The sequence below is a fragment of the Erythrobacter sp. AP23 genome (assembly GCF_001542855.1).
In the GTDB taxonomy this organism is placed as follows: Bacteria; Pseudomonadota; Alphaproteobacteria; order Sphingomonadales; family Sphingomonadaceae; genus Qipengyuania.
In genome coordinates this window covers 119,986-142,787 of sequence record NZ_LNBY01000016.1, presented here as the reverse complement: position 1 = coordinate 142,787, position 22,802 = coordinate 119,986, and the positions used below count along the sequence as shown (strand labels likewise).

16 protein-coding genes are annotated in these 22,802 nt (G+C 63.0%); 6 read left to right on the top strand and 10 right to left on the bottom strand.

The window, feature by feature from the left end:
• Positions 1 to 48 precede the first annotated feature (48 nt).
• Positions 49 to 2,079, top strand: a complete 2,031-nt coding sequence (locus ASS64_RS09800; RefSeq protein ID WP_067693507.1) for a glycoside hydrolase family 3 C-terminal domain-containing protein — start codon at positions 49 to 51, stop codon at positions 2,077 to 2,079.
• 51 nt (positions 2,080 to 2,130) lie between these two features.
• On the top strand, positions 2,131 to 3,108 hold the full coding sequence (moaA, locus tag ASS64_RS09795; protein ID WP_067693505.1) for a GTP 3',8-cyclase MoaA: 978 nt from the start codon (positions 2,131 to 2,133) through the stop codon (positions 3,106 to 3,108).
• Here the strand turns inward: moaA and ASS64_RS09790 are convergent.
• The 7 genes from ASS64_RS09790 to ASS64_RS09760 all read right to left on the bottom strand — a co-directional run bounded on the left by ASS64_RS09790 (position 3,105) and on the right by ASS64_RS09760 (position 15,385).
• Positions 3,105 to 4,595 carry a tryptophan halogenase family protein gene (locus ASS64_RS09790; RefSeq protein WP_067693502.1) on the bottom strand — a complete coding sequence of 497 codons (1,491 nt, stop codon included), beginning with the start codon at positions 4,593 to 4,595 and terminating at the stop codon, positions 3,105 to 3,107. The two genes, moaA and ASS64_RS09790, sit on opposite strands and share 4 nt — an antisense overlap.
• On the bottom strand, positions 4,592 to 6,619 hold the full coding sequence (locus ASS64_RS09785; RefSeq protein WP_067693500.1) for a glycoside hydrolase family 97 protein: 2,028 nt from the start codon (positions 6,617 to 6,619) through the stop codon (positions 4,592 to 4,594). Before ASS64_RS09785 ends, ASS64_RS09790 begins: the two co-directional genes overlap by 4 nt.
• Positions 6,616 to 8,241, bottom strand: a complete 1,626-nt coding sequence (locus ASS64_RS09780; protein ID WP_067693498.1) for an alpha-amylase family glycosyl hydrolase — start codon at positions 8,239 to 8,241, stop codon at positions 6,616 to 6,618. The genes ASS64_RS09785 and ASS64_RS09780 overlap by 4 nt, the downstream gene beginning before the upstream one ends.
• The gene (locus ASS64_RS09775; protein ID WP_067693495.1) at positions 8,238 to 10,061 is read right to left on the bottom strand and encodes an alpha-amylase family glycosyl hydrolase; all 1,824 of its coding nucleotides are present in this window, start codon (positions 10,059 to 10,061) and stop codon (positions 8,238 to 8,240) included. The genes ASS64_RS09780 and ASS64_RS09775 overlap by 4 nt, the downstream gene beginning before the upstream one ends.
• Entirely contained in the window at positions 10,058 to 11,587 is a 1,530-nt protein-coding gene (locus ASS64_RS09770) for a tryptophan halogenase family protein (protein WP_234002373.1), read from the bottom strand. The genes ASS64_RS09775 and ASS64_RS09770 overlap by 4 nt, the downstream gene beginning before the upstream one ends.
• A 116-nt stretch (positions 11,588 to 11,703) precedes the next feature.
• Complete coding sequence (locus ASS64_RS09765) at positions 11,704 to 14,502, bottom strand: TonB-dependent receptor (protein WP_067693488.1); 2,799 nt, start codon at positions 14,500 to 14,502, stop codon at positions 11,704 to 11,706.
• A 190-nt stretch (positions 14,503 to 14,692) separates the two neighbouring features.
• The gene (locus tag ASS64_RS09760; protein WP_234002372.1) at positions 14,693 to 15,385 is read right to left on the bottom strand and encodes a DUF6445 family protein; all 693 of its coding nucleotides are present in this window, start codon (positions 15,383 to 15,385) and stop codon (positions 14,693 to 14,695) included.
• A gap of 116 nt (positions 15,386 to 15,501) precedes the next feature.
• On the opposite strand from ASS64_RS09760, the gene ASS64_RS09755 reads away from it, so the two are divergent.
• From ASS64_RS09755 to ASS64_RS09740, 4 genes are all read left to right on the top strand, one after another.
• The gene (locus ASS64_RS09755) at positions 15,502 to 16,539 is read left to right on the top strand and encodes a LacI family DNA-binding transcriptional regulator (protein ID WP_067693485.1); all 1,038 of its coding nucleotides are present in this window, start codon (positions 15,502 to 15,504) and stop codon (positions 16,537 to 16,539) included.
• Positions 16,540 to 16,654: 115 nt separating this feature from the next.
• Complete coding sequence (locus ASS64_RS09750; RefSeq protein ID WP_067693482.1) at positions 16,655 to 18,187, top strand: MFS transporter; 1,533 nt, start codon at positions 16,655 to 16,657, stop codon at positions 18,185 to 18,187.
• The gene (locus tag ASS64_RS09745; protein ID WP_067693479.1) at positions 18,180 to 19,583 is read left to right on the top strand and encodes an alpha-amylase family glycosyl hydrolase; all 1,404 of its coding nucleotides are present in this window, start codon (positions 18,180 to 18,182) and stop codon (positions 19,581 to 19,583) included. The genes ASS64_RS09750 and ASS64_RS09745 overlap by 8 nt, the downstream gene beginning before the upstream one ends.
• Before the next feature lie 64 nt (positions 19,584 to 19,647).
• A complete protein-coding gene (locus ASS64_RS09740) occupies positions 19,648 to 20,445 on the top strand; it encodes a DUF1499 domain-containing protein (protein WP_067693476.1) in 798 nt (265 codons plus the stop codon).
• Here ASS64_RS09740 and ASS64_RS09735 read toward each other — a convergent pair.
• The 3 genes from ASS64_RS09735 to ASS64_RS09725 are packed head-to-tail and all read right to left on the bottom strand — an operon-like array spanning position 20,435 to position 22,776.
• Entirely contained in the window at positions 20,435 to 21,040 is a 606-nt protein-coding gene (locus ASS64_RS09735) for a CDP-alcohol phosphatidyltransferase family protein (RefSeq protein ID WP_067693473.1), read from the bottom strand. The two genes, ASS64_RS09740 and ASS64_RS09735, sit on opposite strands and share 11 nt — an antisense overlap.
• A gap of 7 nt (positions 21,041 to 21,047) precedes the next feature.
• Complete coding sequence (locus ASS64_RS09730; RefSeq protein WP_067693469.1) at positions 21,048 to 22,325, bottom strand: NupC/NupG family nucleoside CNT transporter; 1,278 nt, start codon at positions 22,323 to 22,325, stop codon at positions 21,048 to 21,050.
• Between the two features lie 19 nt (positions 22,326 to 22,344).
• Positions 22,345 to 22,776: a DoxX family membrane protein gene (locus tag ASS64_RS09725; RefSeq protein WP_157075147.1), complete on the bottom strand. Its 432-nt coding sequence runs from the start codon at positions 22,774 to 22,776 to the stop codon at positions 22,345 to 22,347.
• Between the last annotated feature and the right edge of the window lie 26 nt (positions 22,777 to 22,802).

Genomic DNA, 22,802 nt, shown 5'->3' with positions numbered 1-22,802 from the left:
CCGCCGTCCAAACCATATCTTCATCTATCGAGGCAATACCGGGGTGTCATGCCTGGCCGCCCCACCGATTACGCTGCCCAGCGCAAGCGTTTCGTCGAAGACCTGCTCGACATATTGTCGTTGGAGGAAAGGGCCGGCCAACTCGTGGTACTACGCCTGGCGGAGGATGACGACACCTCCGAGATCGAGCATGCGCGCGATCGGCTCCGAGCCGGGCAACTCGGCGGCCTCATTTGCAAAGGCGCGCCCCGCCTTGTTGCCGAACTCCAGCGACTGGCGACCGAAGAAACAAGATCGGGAATTCCCCTTTTCGTCGTCGACGAGCCCGGGCGGGGTGAAGATGTGGTCATGCCCGCGCCTTTTGCGCTCGCGAACAGCTGGGATGCCGATGTGGTCGAGCGCTGCACCGGCGCGCTCGCTAGCGAAGCGATCGGCAATGGAACCAATTGGTTGCTCGCTCCCGACGTATCATTGTGTGTATCGACTTCGACCGAGGATCTTTCCGACAGTTGGGGCGCATCGGGGGTGCTGGCGCGGCGCCTCGCCTCAGCCACTGTGCGCGGTCTTCAATCCGGAAGCGCGGGGGCCGCCGGTATTTTGGCTTGTCTGCGAACCGACGATCCTTCCTGGGTGCGCCGACGCGATATCCACCGGCCTGGCGAAAAGCTTCGTCTTGTTGCCGGGGTCTTGCGCGAATCATTGCCGGGCAGTGTCGCTCTCGGCCCCTTAATCGGCCACACTCCGGATATCGGCCAGATCGACGCCGCAGCAGAAGTTTCGATCGGAGGAGTCGGCGGGTTCGAAGGGATCGATCTTGCCGAATGGGCGGAAATCGCCCGCGCCACCGATCAGAGTCTCTCCGCAGTTCCTTACGCGGGAATTTCGGTCGCGACAGTGGTTGCCGCCGTGCATGAGGGCCGCCTATCGGTTCATCGCCTCAACGATATTGTGCGCAAGATCATCGGCGCCAAATACGATTTGGGTCTGTTTCGCACCGCATCCGAAAATGGTCGCAAGAGCGATGGTGAAGCGGCCGGCTCCGCCCGTGCGATAGCGCAAGATGCCGCGCGCCATGCCATCGTCTTGCTGCGCAACGACCCCGCCCTGCTCCCCCTAAGCGTCGATTCGGGCAAGATCCTCGTGATCGGACAGGCGGCGAAGGATCGCTCGTTGCCGACCGGCGATTCATCCCAGGAAGGCGCAAGCCTGATCGATGGCCTGGATGCACTGGGCCTCGATTATCAATACGTGCCCGGTCTCGCCCTGCGTCAGGAGGATTTGCGCGCGGATGCCGGTGCGCTGATCGATGCCGACCGGATGGCGATCGGAATGGCGAATGAGGCCGCACGCCGGGCGCAGACCATCATCGTCGCGCTTGGCGAAGGCACTGCACTCTCCGAGGCTCAGCGCACAATGCTCGAGACCGTGCGGGCGGCCAATCGCAACGTCGTGCTCGTGACGCTTGGATCGCACCCGCTCGACCCCGAGATTTCCGGCCGGAAACTAGCATGCGTCCTGCATGCGGGACAATTGGGCAGCATGTCGGGACATGCGATCGCCGAAGTGCTTACCGGGGAATGCGCGCCGCGCGGCCGTCTGGCCGCGCCCATGATCGAAAAAGGTCGCGAGGGTCTCTCCTTCGGCCACGGCCTCGGCTATTGCGAGTGTGGCTTAACCGATACCGCATTCGAGCTTGGCCATGCACGCATCGCGGTGACCGCGGTATTGCACAATCTCGGCAATCGTGAGGCCACCGAAACCGTCCAACTCTATCTGCGGCGTCCCACCGACACCGGTCAAGGCACACGCGAGCTAGCGGATTTCCAGCGCGTATCGCTGGTCGCCGGCGACAGCCGACGCTTGCTGTTCGACGTAACGGGTACTCAACTCGGACGATTCGAACAGAACGGCGATTTCGCAGTGTCTCCAGGAACTTACGAGATATCCGTAGGCCTCAGCGAAGCGCGCGCCCAAAGTGCCGAAATTCTCATCTCGGCGGATATGGCCGCCGCCATGACCAAGGCTCGCGCTGCCGACCCCCATCCGGCACTTTTCGCCCGGCTGAGCAACGCCGGCTAGGGTCGACGAAATCCGGTTTGGCGAACGCCCAACTGCGTGTAGATCGAATCCATGCGCGATGCACATGGCCGCCGTATCGATTACATTCGCCTCTCGGTCACCGACCGCTGCAATCTGCGCTGTACCTATTGTATGGCCGAGGAGATGGAATTCCTCCCGCGCCGCGATCTCCTGACATTCGAGGAAATCGAGACACTCGCCAGACACCTCGTCGGGCGCGGCGTGAAGCGGATCCGGTTGACCGGCGGCGAACCGCTGGTGCGCAAGGGTATTGTCGAGCTGGTCGAGAAGCTGGGCGCAATGCTTGGTCACGGTCTCGAGGAGGTGACGCTTACCACCAACGGAACGCGCCTGCCCGACATGGCAGAGCAGCTGTTCGCCGCGGGCGTGCGGCGGGTCAACGTCAGTCTCGATACGCTCGACCCGGCCCGCTTCGCCCGGCTCACGCGGCGCGATGCGTTTGAGCAGGTGATGCAGGGCATAGAGGCGGCACGCTCCGCAGGGCTGGCGATCCGTGTCAACGCCGTCGCGATGCGCGGTGTCAACGATGACGAGCTTGGCGACCTGCTCGCATGGTGCGGCGAGCGAGGCTACGACCTTGCGCTCATCGAGGCAATGCCGCTCGGCGATGTAGCGGTCGACCGGCGGCAAGCGCACCTGCCGCTCGACGAAGTGCGCAGGAGTCTCGAGCAGACATTCACGCTGCTTCCATCCCTCCACCGCACCGCCGGCCCGGCGCGCTACTTCGATGTCGCCGAGACCGGCACCCGGCTGGGGATGATTACTCCGCTGAGCGACAATTTCTGCGCCGCATGCAATCGCATTCGCATCGCCGCAACGGGGACGGTCTATGGCTGTCTTGGACATGACCAGAAGGTCGAATTGCGCGACATAATCAGGACGGGCGGGCCTGAGGCGTTGGACGACGCTCTCGACAGGCTGCTGGCGGGCAAGCCGGCGCGACACGATTTCGACATCGAACGGAATGAGCCAGCGCTCGCCCGCCATATGAGCGTCACCGGCGGCTAAAGCTTGTAGTCGGCAAAATTGCTGGCGCAGGCGGCGAGCATCGCGCGGGTTTTCGCCCTGTCGGCGCCCGCAAGACCCGCAGGCAGCGGCACCATCTTCGCCTGCGGGGGGAAGGTGCCATAGCCCGCGAACAGCGCATGCCAGCTCATGTTCGCATAGTGCGGATTTCCATCGTGCTGACGCAAGTTGATCTCGCGCAAGTCCTCATGCGTGAACCAGGCGGTCATCAAGCCCTTGAGATTATCGGATAACGCATGATTGGTTGCATTGTCGCGCCAATATTGCGTGTCGCTGCGCTGGTTCAGCCGGTAGTGCGCGACGATATAGTCGCGAATGCCTTCGTATTTGGCCGCGATGCTCCGGTTGAAGGTGTCGCGATGCGCGGGGCCGAACCCGCCCTTTTCATAGGCCTCGGCAAAATCGAGTGCGGTGGCGATGACGATATGCAGCGCGGTCGCCTCGAGCGGTTCGATAAACCCTTGCGCCAAGCCCGCCGCGAGGCAGTTCCTCGTCCAGCTATCCTCGACCCGGCCGACGCGCATTTGCAACACGCGCACATCGCCTTCGTGCTCCATCCCGATCGCCTGCCGCAGCTCGGCTTCGGCCTCCTCGTCGGAGACATATTTCGAAGAATAGACATAACCATTGCCGACCCGCGTGGTCAGCGGGATCGACCAGCGCCAACCCGCGCGCATCGCGATGCTGTCGGTCTGTGGCTTGAAGGCTTCGCGATGCGGCGTGGGCATCACCACCGCGCGGTCGTTGAACAGGTTCTCGGCAAAGGGAAGGAACTTCGCGCCGAGTTTTTGCTGCGCGATGAGGGAGCGAAATCCCGAGCAATCGACGAAGACATCGCCGTCGATCCGCTCCCCACCTTCGCACAGCAGCGCGGCGACATCGCCTGCGGACCCGAGTTCGACCTCGGTTACCTTGAGCGACTTGTGGACCACGCCCCGCGCTATAGCCCACTCTCGCAGGAAGGCGCCCAGCTTGTGCGCGTCGAAGTGATATCCATAGCTGGGGGCGAAGGGGAAACTGTCCTGCGGGTGCGGTGTTCTGCGCTGCTCGGCCAGCACCTCGGCAAGGAACCAGTCGTCGGGGTGGGCCGGCACGTCGAAACCGCGGCGTCGCAGCGCGCAATTGTGCAGGAAGCGCGGTTCGGTGTGCAGATCGACCGGCCCGGGGAAGGGATGGAAATAGCTTGCGTGCCCTTCTCTCTCGCTCCAGCCCGAAAAGCGAATGCCGAGCTTGTAGGTCGCATCGCAGGCCGCCATCCACTCGGCTTCTTCGATGCCGAGATGGTCGAAAAGGGCCTTGAGCTGCGGGGTGGAGCCCTCGCCCACGCCGATGATCCCGATCTCGGGGCTCTCGACAACGGTCACCTCGCCGCCACGCGCGTGCCACCGGTGGTGCAGCAGACAGGCCGTGATCCAGCCTGCGCTGCCGCCGCCCAGTACAACGACGCGGGGTGGTTGAGTCTCGCTCACCCTCCGGTGGGTATCAGCCGGATCGCAAAGCCGCCACCGGCGGCCATGCGCAGGTCGAGGCTGTCCGCGGCCGTCACCTCGATTTGTTCGATAGCGATATCGAACCGCGTCGGCCCTTCGAAATGCGAAGTGTCGGCATCGCGGTAAATTTCCGCGCGATAGGTCTGGCCCTTATCGAGGAAATCGAGTGCCAGCGATACGTCGCGCGCATCGGCATCGGTGCCGCCGCCAAGATACCACTCCTCGCTGTTTCGGTCCTTGCGCGCGGTGACGACATAGTCGCCCACCTCGGCCTCGAGGACATGGCTCTCCTCCCAGTCGGCAGGAACGTCCTTGATAAACTGGAACGGTTCGGGGTGCTCGGCATAGTGTTCGGGCAGATCGGCAACCATCTGGATCGGCGAATAGATCAGCACATATTCGGCCAGTGCCCGCGACATCGTCATCTGCAGGGGCTGCCCGCGCCCCTCGAGGCTCACGATGCCGGGCGTGTAGTCCATCGGGCCCGACAGCATTCGGGTAAAGACCATGGTCGGCACGTGATTCGGCCCGTTGGGCGGCACGCCCCAGGCGCTGAATTCCATGCCGCGCGCGCCTTCGCGACTGACCCAGTTGGGATAGGTACGCCGCAGCCCCGTATCCTTCACCGGCTCGTGCGGATTCATCGCGATTTCCCGCTTCGCCGCCTCGGTCACGACTTTCAGGTGGTGGCGCTGCATCACCTGGCTCTCGGTGCATTCGCGCGTCTCGCGTCCGTCGGGATGCACGTAGCGAAGATTGCAGGCGTCGGTGACGTAACCCGACTTGATCGTTTTCACCCCGCGCGCCGCCATCAGGTCGAGCCCCGCTTCGAGCTGGCTTTCGTAATTGCCGACATCGCCGCTGGTTTCGTGATGACCGACGATCGGCACGCCCTTTTCGGCGGCATAGCGGGCCAGTTCCTCGAAATCATAATCGGGATAGCTCTCGGTGAAGCTGAATTCGGCACCGTTGAAGAACCAGTTGCCGTCCCAGCCGAGGTTCCACCCCTCCACCAGCACGCCTTCGAAGCCGTGCTCGGCGGCAAAGTCGATATAGCGCTTCACATTGGCGGTATTTGCGCCGTGCCTGGGGCCCGAGCCCCAGCTTTCCTCGTCGAGGTGGAGCGACCACCACACGCCGACATATTTGTGCGGTTCGAACCAGCTGACATCGCCAAGCTTGTTCGGTTCGTTGAGATTGAGTTCGACCAGGCTTTCGGCGAGGCCCGCGGCATCGTCGCTCACGCGGATCGTGCGCCAGGGCGTTGCGAACGGCAGGTCGCGCACCGCGCGCGCCGCGCTCGACCCGGTCGGCGCCAGGGTCGCGCGGAAGTTGGTGCCGGTGGTGCGCTTGACCCACATGCCCGCGAAATCGACCAGCGCTGCCTCGTGGATCGCGACATGCGTGCCGTTTTCCATGCGGAAGGTCAGCGGCGTGTGCGCCAGCGAGACCGCGTCGATCGGCGTTTCCTCGTAGAGATATTCGTACCGGTTCCATTCGCCGCCCGGGATCCACCAGGCGGTGCCGTTCTGCGCGAGATTGAACTCGGTCAGTTCCTCGGCAATGCGCAGCGTTTCGCCCACGCTCGCGTCGTCGAAGACATAACGGAACGCGACCGCATCGTCGAAGACGCGAAAGGTTACGCCGAAGCGACGCTTGTCGTCGCTGTCCTCTTCGAAGCGAACGGTGAGTTCGTTGTGATGGTCGCGCACGAAACGTTGCTCGCCCCAGGGCTGCTCCCAGGTTTCGTCATGGCTGGCGCGTGTCGCGCCGGTCACGGTCAGGCGACGCTCGAGCTTGTCCTGATCGGTCAGCAGGAAGCCGAGGCGGCTCTCGGTGAACACCGCTTCGTCGCCCTTGTCGATCCGGTAAAAGGGCCGGCCTTCGCCATTGACGTCGACCGTGACGCTGATCGCGCCATCGGGAGAGGAGACCACTTCTTCCGCCAGCGCTGGAGCGCCGAGACACATTGCGAAGGCAGCTAGTACAGGAGCAAATCTCATAGTTCGATCACCATGGCGCTGAGGGGAGGAAGACTGGCGGCGGTTGCCCCGTTGGTCGAGGCGAGAACGGTTCCGCTCGATAGATCGCTCGGCGGCGCGACTGCGAAAGAGCCGAAGTTGAACAGGCAGCGGATCGATTGGGTGCCTGCCCGCCGCTCGATGACGAAGAGATCGCCGACGGTTTCGCACCGTTCGACCGCACCGTGATGCAGTGCCGGATTGGCTCGCCGCAAGGCAAGCATGGCGCGCGTATGGTGCAAGAGCGACTCGTCGTCGGCTTCCTGCGCCTCGACCGAACGCGATGCATTCTCTTCACCGACCGGCAGCCAGGGCTCGCCGTCCGTAAAGCCGCAATGCGCGGCGGAAGCTTCCCACGGCATCGGCGTGCGCGCACCGTCTCGGCTGAGCGTCAGCGGCCAATTGGCGATGGCTTCCGGATCGTGCAGCTGCTCGAACGGGATATCGACCTGCGTCAGTCCCAGCTCCTCGCCGTAATAGAGGATGATATTGCCGCGCAAGGCAGCGAGCAGCGTCACCTTCAGACGCGCGGCTTTCCCCCGATCGGCGGGGGACCACCAGCGACTGGTGGCGCGCGGTGCATCGTGGTTTTCGAAAGCCCAGCTCGGCCAGCCAACGCCCTCTTCGTCGGGCCATTCGGCAAGCGCCGCGCAGATCGCACCGGGGGTCAGCTTCTCGGCATAGAGGAAATTGAAACCGTATGCCGAGTTGAGATGCTCCTCACCCGCCGTGAAGGATTTCATCTCCGCCTCCGCCTCGTCCCCTCCGACTTCGGCGACGGTGAAGATGCCGTCATATTCATCGGTCAGCGTGCGGATCCGTTCGATGAAAGCCGGAATGTCGGGATGCGACATATTGTGCTTCTTGACCTGGAAATCGAACGGCCGGGTACGCGGCCTGTCTGTCGCCGGCGCGGGCGGATTGTCGCGCAATTCGGGATCGTGCATTGCAAAATTGAGCGCATCGATACGGAAGCCGTCGACACCGCGATTAAGCCAGAACCGCATCACGCCCAACACCGCTTCCTGAACTTCCGGTTTGTGCATGTTGAGCTGCGGCTGCGAATTGAGGAAGTTGTGCAGGTAATACTGCCTACGCCGCGCATCCCAGGTCCATGCCGGTCCCCCGAATACCGATTGCCAGTTGCTCGGCGGCGATCCATCGCGCTTGGCATCGGCCCAGACATACCAGTCGCTTTTCCGATTGGTTCTGTCGGCGCGGCTTTCGGCAAACCAGGGGTGCTCGTCCGAGGTGTGCGAATAGACCTGGTCGATGAGCACCTTCAGGCCCATTTCGTGCGCGCGCGCCACCAGCGCATCGAAATCATCGAGCGTACCGAAGATCGGATCGACGTCGCAATAATCCGCAACGTCGTAACCGAAATCCTTCATGGGCGACTTGAAGAAGGGCGAGATCCAGATCGCATCCACGCCAAGCGAAGCGACATGCGGCAGGCGCTGGGTGATGCCAGGCAAGTCACCGATCCCGTCGCCGTTGGAATCCTGGAAGCTGCGCGGATAGATCTGGTAAATCGCCGCACCCTTCCACCAGGGTCTGTCCGCAATCGCCGGGCTAGCGTCTGCAAGAGTATCGGCACGGTTCATTCCGATACCTCCGACACGCGGCAGACGGCCCAGCCGAAGGCGGGGAGCGTAACCGGGGCGCTGCCCGGGGCGCTGACGGTCGCGGGACAGGCGCCGGCAAGCGTTTCGAACGCCCGGGCATCGTAGCCGACCAAGACATTCGCGCTCCGCTCGGCCTCCGTCGTGTTGAATACCGCGAGGTATTCGGCGCCCGTTTCCGGATCGAACCGGCTGACGGCGAAGATGCCGGGTTCCTGTTCGTAGTGACGCACCACCTGCTTGCCGCGTGTCAGCGCCGGGTGCGCACGACGCACCGCCGAAAACTCGGAGATCAAGCGGAAAAGTGGATGACTCTCGTCGAAATTGCTCTCGGCAGTGGTCGCATCGGTGCCGATCAGGTCGTTGTCGTTGTAGACTGCGGTCTGCGAGGGGAACATATCCTCGCGCGCGAGCTGGTCGTTGCCGTCCCCCACGAAGCCCTGCTCGTCGCCATAATAGATCACCGGGCTGCCGCGCAGACTCAGCATCATCGCATGGCCGAGCATGACTCGCTGAAGCAGTTCCTCCTGCGAGATGTCGGGCTTGTCCAATTTGATCAGCGTCGAGAAGCGGCCCATGTCGTGGTTGCCGAGGAAAGTCGGCAGGCCCAGCGCAGCCTCCTCGCCGCCTTCGTAAAGCACGTCGCCGTCGAACATGTGCGCCAGGACCACCGTGCCCTTGTCGCGCCCCAGCAGTTCGCGCATCGATGCCTGAAACGCGAAGTCGAGAACCGCAGGAAGTTTGTCGCGCCGCGTATATTCGGCGATGTACCCGTTCTGCGGGATGTCCTTGTAGACCTCGCCGAACATGTGGAAGTTGGGGATCCCCTCTTCCGCGGCGACCTTCTCCAGTGCGGGCACGAATTCCTGCCAGAAACCGGGATCGACGTGGCGGGCGGTATCGATTCGAAACCCGTCGACGCCGAAGTCGCGCACCCAATCGGAGAATATCTCGATCATCCCTGCCCGTACGCGCGGATGCTGGGTGAACAGATCATCCAGTCCGGAAAAATCGCCATAGCGGCTGTCTTCGCCGGTAAAGCTGCTGTTGCCGCGATTGTGATAGTGAATCGGATCGTTGAGCCATGCGGGGACTTTTACCTCGCGTTCAGCTTCGGGCACTTCGGGGATATAGGCGTAAGTCGGATCCACGAGCTTGGCAAAATTCTCCTCGCTCGAATCTTCATCGCCCATGAAGCCGGGATTGATCGGCGCGCCGTCCGGACCACCGCGGGTCGAGTATGGATAATCGCCTTTGCTGCGATACTCGTAATTCGTTGCATCGCCATCGGCATAGCCGATCACGTCGGCGGTGTGGTTGGTGATGATGTCCATATAGACCTTCATCCCGCGGGAATGCGCCGCATCGACGAAGGCCTTGAATTCCGCCCGCGTCCCGAAATGGCTGTCGGGTCGGGTGAAATCGGTCACCCAATAGCCGTGGTAGCCTGCGCTTTCGTCACCCTTTGGACCCTGCACCGGCTTGTTCTGAAAGATCGGTGCGAACCAGATCGCGGTAACGCCGAGGCGTTCGAGATAATCGAGCCGCTGCGTCAGCCCCTTGAGATCTCCGCCATGGAAGAAGCCCTTGGCCGTCGGATCATAGCCCGTCGCCAAACGATCTCCGGTGAAGTCACCGGTATCGTTGGTCGGATCGCCATTTTCAAACCGGTCGGGGAGGACGAAATAGACGATCTCCTCGCTGGGTTCGCGGTCGCGGAAAGTCTGCTCTGCGGATGAAACCTGCGCATGTGCGGCCGGCGCGCATGCGAGTGCGAGCAGCGGGAGGGCAAAACGGATCATGCTGTCACTTCCTCGCTGGGGGAGTTCACGAATTGGTGGACGAAATCGAGATGTCGGGGCATCTGCCGCACTTCTTCGACCAGCGCGGCTTCAGTACCGTCGAGCAGCATTTGCAGGTCGTTTCCGGGCAAGCCGTCGGCAATCGGATTGTAGCTGCGCGCCTCGACACCCTGTCCGACAAGCACCTGAAACCAGCCCACTTCGGTGAACAGTTCTTCATTCTCGCGGTGGATGAATCCCGTGGCCCGCCATTGGTCGAGCTTGGCATGAAGCGATCGCGGCAGATCTATCTGGCGAAGCTCGTCCCAAAATGGCTCCCCCTCGCGGGCGTTCGCGGTGTAATGCAGGATCAGGAAGTCGCGGATGCGGCTCCATTCGAAGTCACATTGTGCATTGAACCAATCGACCATCGAGGGATCGATTTCGTCTGACGGAAGAACGGCCAGAAAGCGGCTGATCGTCGACTGAATGAGATGGATGCTGGTCGATTCCAACGGCTCCATGAACCCCGCGGCCAGCCCCACCGCCAGGCAATTGCGGTGCCACGTCGCCTGACGCTTACCAGTGGTGAAGCGGAGCGGGCGCGGATCGCCCTGAGGTTCGCCATCGAGATTGGCGAGCAGCGTTTCGACAGCCTCTTCCTCGCTCCAGTGCGCGCTCGAATAGACCATTCCGTTGCCGATGCGATGCTGCAGCGGAATACGCCACTGCCACCCGGCCTTGCGAGCGATCGACTTCGTATAGGGCGTGAAATCGCCGCCGTTGGAACACGGGACAGCGATCGCCCGGTCACAAGGCAACCAATGCGACCAATCTTCGTATCCGGTATCGAGCGCATCGCCGATCAGGAGCGCGCGAAATCCGGTGCAGTCGACGAAGAAGTCGCCTTCGACGACGCGTTCGCCGTCGAGCGCGAGCGCGGATATCGCACCGCTTTCGGGATGTTGCTCGACGCGTTCGATCCGACCTTCGTGCCGGACCACGCCGTTCGCTTCTGCCCGGCGGCGCAGATAGGCAGCGTAGAGGCCCGCATCGAAATGATATGCGTAAGGCATTTCGGGTGCCTGTGGCGTTCGGCGGCCACGCTGCATGCGCATCGTGCGCGCGGCGAGTTCGTTCAGCGAATAGCGCATCAGCGGTTTCGCCATGCCGAGCTGGCGCGCGCGCAGCCAATAGTGCTGGAAGGGCAGCAGGCCGACTCCGCGCCCGACCGCTCCGAACGCGTGCATATATGCATCGCCCTCGCGCAGCCAGCCGTCGAATTCGATGCCCAGCTTGAACGAAGCCTTGGTCTCACGGACGAATTCGGCCTCGTCGATCCCGAGCGCATTGTTGAACAGGTGGATCTGCGGGATCGTCGCCTCGCCCACACCGACCGTGCCGATCGCTTCGCTTTCGACCAGCGTGATCTGCGTACCCGGCGGCGCGAAACGTGCCAGGGCAGCAGCCGTCATCCATCCCGCGGTGCCGCCGCCGGCTATGACGAAGCGCATGGGCCTGAGTGAATTGGACGTATGCTGCGACATGGTCGACTTGATCCCCTTGGTATTTCATCGCGGCTCCACCGTACATCGTGCAGCGCGACTGGGAGAGGGGGCGGGGCGACCGGGAGGAGGTGGCCGCCCCGCAAGTCAAAACATGATCAGAACCGGTAGGAGGCCCCGATCAGGTAGGTACGGCCATATTCTTCATAATCGATGATATGCGTACGGTCATCGTCGGTATAGTTGATGAAGGGCTCATTCGTAAGATTGAGCGCCTGAAGGGTAATCGACAGGCCTTCGAGCGAACTACCGTCCTGGAATCTGTAACCGATCTGCGCGTCGAAAATCGATTCCGGATAGGCGAAGCGCGTTGCCCTGCTGGCCGAGATGGCCGGAAATTCGGCAAGGAACTCGGTCCGGTAACGGTGGCTTACACGCGCCTCGAAGCCGCTCCGTTCGAAATAGACGGTCGAGTTGACCACCCATTTGGAAAGTCCAGGTACGTCGGTTTCGAAAGGATCGCCCTGCTGCGGGTAGATCGTCAGATTGCTGTCGGTGTAGCTGGCGCTGGTCTGGAACCCGAAGCCGCTGAAGAATCCGTCGGTGAAGACACTGAACGGAACCGAGAGGCTGGCTTCGATCCCGGCGATATGGCCATCCGCCGCATTGTCGGGGCCCGTCACAACGCCGAGATAGGTCGTCGCGTCGGCCAGTGCACGCTGCTGAGGCGACAGGATCGGGCGCAGGTAGCTGAAGTCGCGGACGACCCCGGCATTGCCGTTCACGAAATCGTCGAGCCACTTGTAATAGCCGGCGACGGCCAGATAGGCGCCGCGACCGAAGTACCATTCGTAACTGACGTCGAATCCGTTTGCGACATAGGGGCGCAGTTCGGGATTGCCGCCGCCGCCGCCGAAGATCGATCCGGTTGCAACGTCGATCACATCCGAGACGCCGGCATTGAAGGAGGCGTTGAGCTGGTCCATCCGGGGCCGCGCGAGCGTGCGTGCCGCACCGAAACGCAGCTTCATGTCCGCATTAAGCTCGAGGTTCAGCGTCATGCTCGGCAGGACATGAGCATATTCGTCGCCGCCCTCGACCGGAACCGCTCGCGCACCAACGCCGCCGCTGGAATTGAAGCCGCGCGAGTTCTGGTCGGTGAATACGACCTGCACACCGATGTTACCCGTCAACGGAAGCGAGCCGACGAAGGTATCGAGGTCCATGCGCAGGTAGCCGGTGTAGACGTCTTCCGTCACGCTCCAGTCGCCTGGATAGGGCAGATCCGAACTCTCGATGCTCGTCAGGATATAGGTCCCGTCGTTGAGCAGCGCGAATGGATCGTAGGCGACCTGCGGGCCGAACCCGAGGAATCCGAGACTTGCGATCGGATTCAACAGCGCGCTCGAGGGGATCGGTGCGCGCTGCGTGGCGCCTTGCGAGACGAAGGGCGTTCCATTGCCCGCAAGGCTCAGGAAGTTCTGCGCAATGTCGCGCGACTTGGTCCGGTGATCGAAGCTCACGCCGGCGACCAGCGCCTTGATGGTGGGATCCTCGACCTTGCCCACGACCTCGCCGCGAATGGTCCACAGTTCGTCGTCGGTAGTCGTGTCGTTGATGAAGCCGGCCTGCACGATGTCGCGGCCGCCACCCCAGCCGCGCGGGTCGGTCAGCTGGATCAGGCTGGTGTCCGAATAATCGATCTGATTGGTGAAGATGAACGGGAAGCCGCCGGTGTTGCGATTGTATGTCACGACATCGCCGGGGTTCGGACCACTGGCGCCGAAGTTCAGCCCGGCGTAGCTTTCGATCTGCTGCAGGCGCCGATCTGCACGCGAATAGGCAACGTCGACGTTCAGGATGAAATCGTCGTCTTCATACTTGGCGTTGTAACCCGCAGCGAAGGTCTCGACGTCCTTGCGATCGAAGTCGTTGCGCACGACCGGCTGAACGTTCGAGAAGGTGACACTCTGCGGAAAGTCACCGCCGCTGGTCGAGTCGATCGTCGCACCCGAACCCCAGCCGGGGTTCAGCGGGAATTCCATGCCGCGCATCGCGATGCGTTCGCGATAATCGGCGTAGAACAGGTCGAGCGTGCCGCTCCAGTTTTCGTTGGGCTGCCATTCGACGGTGCCGAACACGCCGAGGCGATCGAGATCGACCGATTTGGCGAAGGGCTTCATGCCGCCGAGGAGAGTCTGCCCCGAGTCGTTCGGATAACCCCAAGCGTTGAACTTCTCTACTTGGCTCGGGCTCGACTGGTAAGCGACGCCCAGTGCGACACCGAGGGTGTCGTCGGCGAACTGGTCGACATAGGTGCCGGTGGCGCGATAGCCCCAGCCATCGATATCGGGATTGAGCGACCCGTCCTCGTTGAACTCCAGCCGGCCGCCGACCGAGACGATCCGCTCGCCCTTCGAGAGCGGACGGATGGTGCGCAGGTCGACCGTACCGGCAAGCCCCTGACCGATAAGGCCGGCGTATGGCACCTTGTAGATGACGCCCTGATCGATCAATTCGGCCGGGTACTGGTCGTATTCGACCGCGCGATTGTCGCCCGACGATACGAGCTGGCGACCATTGAGGAGAGAGTTCGAATAATCGGGCCCGAGGCCGCGAACCGAAAGGCTCTGCGCGCGACCGTCGACACGCTGGACCGCAAGCCCGGGAAGGCGCCCCAGCGTTTCCGCGATCGACACGTCCGGGAGCTTGCCGATATCTTCGGCGCTGAAGGCCTCGGCGATGACGGGCGCATTGCGCTTCAGGCCGACTGCCGTTTCAAGCGATTGGCGATAGCCTTCGACGATGATGACGTTGCCTTCATCGGTTTCCGTGACATCCTCTTCGCCCGGCTCGATCGAGGCTTCCTGCGCGATAGCCGGCGTGGCCAGCGCTGCCAGGGCAATGGAAACGGCGCCTGTGCTGATGCCGCCAAAAAGCTGCTTGCGAAATGCCATGTCTGCTCTCCCTGTTGGTGCGGCTATTCTTGATGGTCCGCACCCGAAATCCATCCCGACGGGCGGCTTCTGACCGTCCCATTCACGGTCGGGATACGCGTGGGATGCGGCGATCCGGAAGATGGCATACGTATACGCATTGCCCGCCGCCCACGTTGCCGTCGCCGAAATGTCACAGCGACGGTGCGCTTCAGGCGAGGAAGAGATTGAGCGTCAATCGACCTTTGCGTGGATCGCTCTCGGGATGGAAATCGGCCGGCAGATCGGCGCAATGCAACGTGTTGCCGCGATAGACGACCATCGAATTGAACCGGCCGCGGGCGGCGTGAATTCGTTCGAACAGATCGGTATCCCCCGCGATGTATTCTGCTCCAGGCAGGCCGACTCTCTCGACTTCGGATCCCAGCGACTGTCGATAGGTCTCCAAGCGATTCGCATCGACGCTTTCGAAGCCCGTTGCGCGTTGGCGATAGAACGCGGTTCCTCCCTCTTCGCGCCGGTCGAGATAGAGCAGAACTGCGAGCCGTTCGGGCTCGACACCGTCGAAATGCGGCAGGCGCTGGATCGGTGTCAGATCACCGGGGGCATGGGTGACTATGCTGAGATAGCATTCGAGATAGCTAGGCCGGCGCGGAAGATCGAAATCCTGTACCAGCCGACCAAGCAGCGGTTCCACGAGCGGCATGGAGACCGCTGCGGAGACCGGCGCGCGAAGCCCGGGATAGAACGGGCCGTGCCTTCCAAAATTGTGCCGCGACGCGATCTCGATCACCAGGTCCGGATCGGGCAGCGCGTTGTCGACTGTCACCATGGTCTGCCGTTCGATGCCAAATTGGTCCCGTTGCAGTGTGGCAGAGGACGACAAGGCGAGGGGGGTGGTCATGGTGTGACCGCATAACCGCATCGCCCGCCAAAACAAAAGCCGATGCGTTGCGTGACGGAAGAGGGCTGCTAAAGTCCTGCTCCGGAACCAGTTCCTTATCGGTCGGGGAGAGAGCGATGGGTCGCAAGCCGACAGGTCGGCCGACCAGTTTCGACATTGCCTATGAAGCGGGGGTTTCGCAGCCCACTGTCAGCCGCGCGCTGCGCGGCGACAAATCGGTGAGCGCCAAGACTCGTGCGAAGATCGAAGCGATAGCCCGCGACCTCAACTACACCGTCGACAAGAACGCCTCTTCGCTGCGCAGCCAGCGCTCGAACACGATCGCACTGCTTTTCTTCGAAGATCCCACACCCGACGAGAGCATGATTAACCCCTTCTTCCTCGCCATGCTCGGCTCGATTACCCGCGCCTGCGCCGACCGCGGCCTCGACCTGCTGATCTCGTTCCAACGCATGGAGGACGACTGGCATGTCCAGTACCAGGACAGCCATCGCGCCGACGGGCTCATCCTGCTGGGCTATGGCGATTACACGAAATACCGCGAGCGGATGGAACAGCTGGCCCGCCAGGGTACGCATTTCGCGCGATGGGGCTCGGTCTCGAGCGACCTCAGCGGAGTGACGGTCGGCACCGACAATGTGGCAGCCGGCAAGCTTGCTGGCCAGCACCTGATCGAGCGCGGGCGCAAGCGGATCGCCTTTCTCGGCCATGCGGACGATCATTATCCCGAATTCGCCGGCCGCTATCGCGGTCTCGTCGAGGCGCAGCGCGATGCCGGGATCGATCCCGATGCAGCACTGCAGTTCGATGCGCTATCGACCGAGGAAGAGGGGCATACCGCAGCGCGGGCCCTGATCGGCAGCGGCGCTCGCTTCGACGCCATCTTCGCAGCCAGCGACCTGATCGCCATCGGCGCGATGCGCGCACTTTCGGAAGCGGGCCGCTCCGTTCCGAGCGATGTGGCGGTGGTCGGTTTCGACGACATCCCCACAGCCAGCCTCACTACCCCGCCGCTGACCACGGTGATGCAGGACATTCGCGGAGCCGGGCAGGCGCTGGTCGAAACACTGTTGGCGCAGATCGAGGGCCGCGACCTGCCGCCCCGCAAGCTGCCCGGAAAGCTGGTCGTGCGCGGCAGCAGCGGTCCCGCCTGAACGGACAGCGTATTCGTATACGCACTTGGCGCCGGACCTGCGCCGTGCAAGCGTCTTCCACTGAAATTCCAGGCGGGCCCAAAGATCCGCCGGACAAAGGGACGAGGGACTTCGCATGGAACAGGCGCTGCGGCACAAACCGCGCCAGAGCTTTGCCGGGCTGTGGAACATCAGCTTCGGCTTTTTCGGCATCCAGATCGGCTTTGCGCTGCAGAATGCCAATATGAGCCGCGTCTTCCAGACACTGGGTTCGAGCATCGACGATCTGCCGGCATTGTGGGTCGCCGCACCGCTGACGGGCCTGCTGGTCCAGCCGATCATCGGCCATCTTTCGGACAAGACCTGGAACCGCCTCGGTCGCCGCCGTCCCTACTTCCTGACCGGCGCGATCCTTTCGGCGATCGCGCTGTTCCTGATGCCGCTGAGCCCGGCGTTCGGCGCGCCATTGCTGTTCGCCGCGGCAATGTTGTGGCTGCTCGATGCCTCGCTCAATATCTCGATGGAGCCTTTTCGCGCCTTCGTTGGCGACATGTTGGGGGCGGACCAGCACGCCGCGGGCTATGCGGTGCAGACCGCCTTCATCGGCGCGGGGGCGGTGGTCGGCTCGATCTTCCCCTGGTTTCTCGAACAGATGGGCGTCAGCAATGTTGCGGCGGATGGCGGTATTCCGGACACGGTGAAGTGGAGCTTCTGGGCCGGCGGAATCGCGCTGTTCACCGCCGTCATGTGGACCATCGTCACCACCAAGGAATACAGCCCCGAAGAGCAGGCCGCATTCGCCGCAGGGGAAGAGACCGCTCCCGCCCAGCCGGTCCGCGCGCTGGCCAGCAAGAGCTATCTCGGCAGCGCATTGTGGATGCTCGCCGGGCTGATCGTGGTCATCTCGGTCGATAGCCTCGGGCTGGAAAAGGAGGTCTTCCTGCTCGGCGCGCTGCTCGCCGCCTACGGAGTCCTCAGCGCGATCGGCATTTCGCTCGCCAAGAAGGGCCGCACGACGAACATGCTCTCCAGCATCGTCGGCGATTTCTCGGGTATGCCCGAGGTTATGAAACGCCTCGCGCTGGTCCAGTTCTTCAGCTGGTCGGCGCTGTTCATCATGTGGATCAACACCACACCCGTGGTCACGCAATACGTTTTCGGCAGCACCGACACGGCAAGCGTCGCCTATAACGAAGGCGCGAACTGGGTCACCGTCCTGTTCACGGTCTACAATGGTGTCGCTGCGATCGCCGCTCTCGCACTCTTGCCGTGGCTCAGCCGCAAGGTCGGGAAGGTAATGACCCATTCGATCTGCCTGACGCTGGGCGCAATCGGCTTTCTGATGTTCTTCCTCGTCCGCGATGCCACCACGCTCCTGCTGGCCGAGGTCGGGATCGGCATCGCATGGGCGAGTATTCTCGCCATGCCCTACGCCATCCTGGCGAGCAATCTGCCGCAGGCCAAGCTTGGCATTTTCATGGGCCTGTTCAACGTCTTCATCGTGGTGCCGCAGCTGCTGGTCGCGACGGTGATGGGCAGCATCATGCAAGCCTTTTTCCCGGGCGAGCCGATCTGGACCATGCTGTTCGCCGCCGCGAGCTGGCTGATCGCCGCGCTTGCCATGCAGCGGGTCAAGGCCGCCATCCCTCAGGAGACACACCATGCGTAAACTCTTCGCCGCCACAGCCGCGATCACCCTCGTGGCGGGTACCGCCTACGCGATGTCGGGGGGCGCCGACGAACCGGAAACGACCGCTTGGGAGGCGCGGGACAAGGTCACGATCACCCATCCCGAATGGTCGAAAGATGCGGTGCTCTACCAGATCAACACGCGCCACTTCACGCCCGAGGGCACTTTCGCGGCGGCGCAGGAGCAGCTCCCACGGCTGAAGGAGCTGGGTGTCGACATCCTCTGGCTGATGCCGATCCACCCGATCGGCGAGGAGAAGCGCAAAGGGACGCTCGGCAGCCCCTATGCCGTGCGAGACTATTACGCGGTGAATCCCGAATTCGGTACCGAAGAGGATTTCCGCGCCTTCGTCGATGCCGCCCATGCCCAGGGCTTCAAGGTCATCCTCGACCTCGTCGCCAACCACACCGCCTGGGACAACGACCTCGCGGCGCAGCATCCCGATTGGTACGAAAAGGACTGGAAAGGCGATTTCCGCCCGACCCCGTGGTGGGACTGGTCGGATATCATCGACCTCGACTGGTCCAAGCCCGGCGTTCGCGAGCATGTGGGCGGAGCAATGGAATATTGGGTGCGCGAATTCGGCGTCGACGGCTATCGCGCCGATGTCGCAGGTTATGTCCCGCTCGATTTCTGGGAAACCGCGCGCGCGCGGCTGGAAGCGATCAGGCCGGTCTTCATGCTCGGCGAAGTGCAGGAGACCGCCTTCCACCACGCCGCCTTCGACGCGACCTATGCATGGGACTGGCACAACACCTCCAAAAATGTCGCGCAGGGCAGGGGCAATGCCACCAGCTTCTATGGCTATTATGCCGAGAACGAGAGCCTGTGGCCGCGCAGTGCCATGCGCATGACCTATATCGAGAACCACGATTCCAATGCGTGGGAAGGCACGATGGAGGAGAATTACGGTCCCGCACTCGAAGCGATGACCGTGCTTTCCTTTACCGGCGAAGGCCTGCCGCTGATCCACAACGGGATGGAGGCCTGCAACGCCAAGCGGCTCGAATTCTTCGAGCGCGATCCGATCGACTGGAGCCAGGGCGAGGACTGCACCTATGGCGAGCTGCTCGAAGCGCTGATCGACTTCCGCAAGGCCAATCCGGTGCTGGCCAACGGTCAGTGGGGCGCGCGCATGCACAAGCTTGAAACCGACCGGCCCGAGCAGGTCTTCGCCTGGGCGCGCCGGGACGAAGGCAACAAGGTCGTGGGCCTGTTCAATTTCAGCGGCGAGGCAGTCACCGTCACGCCGACCAGCGCGCTGGCGGACGGCAGCTATTCCGCCTTTCCCGACGATCGCCCGGTCACCGTGAACGAAGGAGAACCAATCACCTTGCCGGCCTGGGGCTATCTGCTGTTGTCTGCCAAGGAGTAGCGTCGACACCATTACGCCATCGTCGCGCGGTTGCAGTCCGCAGGCGCCGCGCTACAAGACGGGCATGAAAAGCTCACCCTGGCACAGCCGCCTCGCCCTTGCCCTCGCCCTGCTGCTCCCGGTGTATTTCGCGGTAGCGGCACTCGGCACGAAGTTCGGGCTGTGGAGCTGGCAGACGGGCCTCGGCACGCTGACGATCAGAACGGGGCCGATCCTCCTGGGCGCGGTCGCCCTCATCGCGCTGATCTCGCTGATCGTCGTGCTCATCCGCAAGCCGAGGACCGGCTGGCTGCTCTCGCTGATCGCGCTGCTGGTCCCGCTCGGCATCTTCGGCGGCTTGGCCTATGTTCGTGGGCAGGCGGCGGAGATTCCGCCGATCCACGATGTTTCTACCGATGTCGAGAACCCACCTGCATTCTCGCAGGTGACGCTCGACGCGCGTGCTGCCGGCGGGGCCAATCCCCTCAACGACTACCGCATCCCCCTGGGCGAACTGGAGATGTGGGCGAATAGCGAGGCGCCGCTCGCCGATCAGTCGCATGCCCAAGTGATCGCTGAGGCTTATCCCGACCTCGCTCCCCTGCCGATCGGTTCGGCGAGCGAGGACGAGGCCATGGTTGCCGTGGCCGCAGCGATGATGGAAATGGGCTTCGACGACGTCACTTCGGACATGGCGAACAGCCGGGTCGAAGGCGTTGCCGAAACCTTCTGGTTCGGCTTCAAGGACGATGTCGTGGCCCGCATTGCCGATGGGCAGATCGATTTCCGCTCGGTCTCGCGCGTCGGCGTCAGCGATCTCGGCGCAAATGCGGCGCGGATTGCGGAATTGCGCGAGGCCGTTGCCGCGCGGCTCAATCCTTGAACTGCGCGATCGCCATCGCGCTGCGCTGGAATACGGTCAGCACGCATAGCGCGGCATAGCCATAGGCGATCGGCACGAACCAGCCGGGAAACAGGGTGAAGACAAGGAACACGGCGATCGTCTCGCCGCCTTCCGCCAGCCCGGTGGAATAGAAGAAGCTCTTCTTCCCATGCGCCGCGGTTTCCTCGCCGCGTTCTGCGGCGATCACGGCGAAGGCAAGGAAGCTGACTCCGGTGAGCACAAAGCTCGCGACCAATACCAGCGCGGCCTGGGTATTCGCCGGATCGAAAATGCCGAATGCCAGCGGGATCGAAACGTAGAAGGCAAAATCCGCGACGATATCGAAATAGCCGCCCAGCGATGTCGGCCCATTGGCGCGGGCGACCGCCCCGTCGAGCCCGTCGAGCAAGCGGTTGGCGATAATAAGCAGCAGCCCGATGCCATGCTGTCCGAAAGCGATGGCGAGCGCACCGCCCAATCCCAGCGCCAGCCCGGTGAAGGTCAGCAGATTGGCCGACACTCCCGCTTTCGCCAGCGCAAGGCCGACCCGGTTGAGCGGCGGGTCGATCAGCGGGCGGAGCTTGGCGTCGAACATCCTCGTATCAGCCCCAGCTTATCAGGCCGATCCACGCACCGGTCATCGCCGTGGCCATATTGCCCGCAATCCAGCTGCGGATGCCGAGCCCGGCGACTTCCCCGCGCCGTTCGGGGCACAGCGTCCCGATGGTCGAGACGAGCAAGCCGATACTGGCGAGATTCGCGACGCCGCACAGGACATAGGTCACGATCAGCAAACTGCGCGGCGCGAAAGTGCCATCGGGCAGCGCCGCAAGCTCGAGATAGGCGACATATTCGTTGAGGATTGCCTTCGTGCCCATCAGACTGCCCGCCGCCTGCGCTTCGCCCCAGGGCACGCCGATCAACCACATCAGTGGCGCGAAAGCCCAGCCGAACAGGCGTTTCAGCGTCAGCGGGTCGCCATCGACCAGCGGCAACAGCGCAAGCACCTGATCGGTCAGCGAAACCAGTGCGAAGACCACGATGATCACCGCGATCACGGCGAGGAACAGCTGCATGCCGTCCATCGTGCCCTTGATGATCGCATCGATGCTCGATTCGTATTTCAGCCCGGCCTCGTTGCGCGTCGGTTCTTCGCTGTCGGCATCGTCCCCTTCCCCCGGCACCATCAGTTTCGCCACCAGCAGCGCGGCGGGCAAAGAGATGAGCGAGGCGGAGATCATATGCCCCACCGCATCGGGTACGGTCCGCGACAGGGTCGTAGCATAGAGGATCAGGATCGCGCCGCTAATCGTCGCCATCGCCAGCACCATGACCTGGAACAGGTCGGCGCGGCTCATCTTGGCGAAATAGGCGCGCACGACCAGCGGGCTTTCCACCACGCCGAGAAACATGTTCGCCCCGCCCGACAGACCGACCACACCGCTGACCTTGAGCGTGCGGCGCAGCAGGTAGGATAGGCCGTTCACCAGCCAGCGCAGCACGCCCCAGTGCCACAGCAGCGCGGCAAGCGCGGAGAAGACGATCACCAGCGGCAGGATCTGGAAGGCGATGACGACCGGCGCCTCGGTGCCTTCCTTCAGCTCGAATGGCAGCGGCGCGCCGCCGAGATAGCCGAACATGTAGGACGAGCCGTCGAGCGTCGCGCGCTCGATCGCGGCAACCGCATCGTTTGCCAAGGTCACGGCATCCCAGACGATCGGCACCCGCACGATCAGGAGCGCGAGGAAAGCCTGCAGCGCAAGCGCGCCTGCGATCCAGCCCAGGGACGGACGCCCGGCGCGGTTCTCCGACAATCCCCACGCGAGCAATACCAGCAAGGCAATGCCGGCAAGCCCGCGGAACTGGTCGAATATCTCCAAATGTGCCCCCGCCGACCGGTTAGTCCTTGCGCTTCGACAGGCTGTCCAGCGCCAGCGTGTCATGTTCGCGAAAAGCGATCAGCGCAAGCGCCGCGCCAGCCACGGTGATCGAAGGGAAGAACAGCAGGTTCGCATCTTCGGGATTGGCAAAGAGGTAGCGCCCGAACGGGTCGAGGAAATGGCGCCAGATCGGAAAGGCGCCGCCGACGAGAATGATCGCCGAGCCAATCAGCGAGTAGCGGCGGAAGAGGCCCAGCACGACCAGCACACCGATCACCACTTCTACGGTCGCGAAGGCGAGCTGGAAGGAATTGGCCGCACCGACACCGCCGTAGTATTTTTCGGCCAGCTTGGTGCCCATGCCGTCACCCAGCAGCCGGACGCAGCCCCACAGGACGAGCAGCATGCCGGTGCCGACACGCATGATGAGAAGGGAAATCCTGGCAAGCATGGGTAATCTCCATTGACCCGCGCGCG

What these genes read in the sequence shown, in the direction of transcription:
- ASS64_RS09800 (WP_067693507.1), top strand. Translation starts at nt 49, where the DNA reads ATGCCTGGCCGCCCCACCGATTACGCTGCCCAGCGCAAGCGTTTCGTC.
- moaA (WP_067693505.1), top strand. Translation starts at nt 2,131, where the DNA reads ATGCGCGATGCACATGGCCGCCGTATCGATTACATTCGCCTCTCGGTC.
- ASS64_RS09785 (WP_067693500.1), bottom strand. Translation starts at nt 6,619, where the DNA reads ATGAGATTTGCTCCTGTACTAGCTGCCTTCGCAATGTGTCTCGGCGCT.
- ASS64_RS09780 (WP_067693498.1), bottom strand. Translation starts at nt 8,241, where the DNA reads ATGAACCGTGCCGATACTCTTGCAGACGCTAGCCCGGCGATTGCGGAC.
- ASS64_RS09775 (WP_067693495.1), bottom strand. Translation starts at nt 10,061, where the DNA reads ATGATCCGTTTTGCCCTCCCGCTGCTCGCACTCGCATGCGCGCCGGCC.
- ASS64_RS09770 (WP_234002373.1), bottom strand. Translation starts at nt 11,587, where the DNA reads ATGTCGCAGCATACGTCCAATTCACTCAGGCCCATGCGCTTCGTCATA.
- ASS64_RS09765 (WP_067693488.1), bottom strand. Translation starts at nt 14,502, where the DNA reads ATGGCATTTCGCAAGCAGCTTTTTGGCGGCATCAGCACAGGCGCCGTT.
- ASS64_RS09760 (WP_234002372.1), bottom strand. Translation starts at nt 15,385, where the DNA reads ATGACCACCCCCCTCGCCTTGTCGTCCTCTGCCACACTGCAACGGGAC.
- ASS64_RS09755 (WP_067693485.1), top strand. Translation starts at nt 15,502, where the DNA reads ATGGGTCGCAAGCCGACAGGTCGGCCGACCAGTTTCGACATTGCCTAT.
- ASS64_RS09750 (WP_067693482.1), top strand. Translation starts at nt 16,655, where the DNA reads ATGGAACAGGCGCTGCGGCACAAACCGCGCCAGAGCTTTGCCGGGCTG.
- ASS64_RS09745 (WP_067693479.1), top strand. Translation starts at nt 18,180, where the DNA reads ATGCGTAAACTCTTCGCCGCCACAGCCGCGATCACCCTCGTGGCGGGT.
- ASS64_RS09740 (WP_067693476.1), top strand. Translation starts at nt 19,648, where the DNA reads ATGAAAAGCTCACCCTGGCACAGCCGCCTCGCCCTTGCCCTCGCCCTG.
- ASS64_RS09735 (WP_067693473.1), bottom strand. Translation starts at nt 21,040, where the DNA reads ATGTTCGACGCCAAGCTCCGCCCGCTGATCGACCCGCCGCTCAACCGG.
- ASS64_RS09725 (WP_157075147.1), bottom strand. Translation starts at nt 22,776, where the DNA reads ATGCTTGCCAGGATTTCCCTTCTCATCATGCGTGTCGGCACCGGCATG.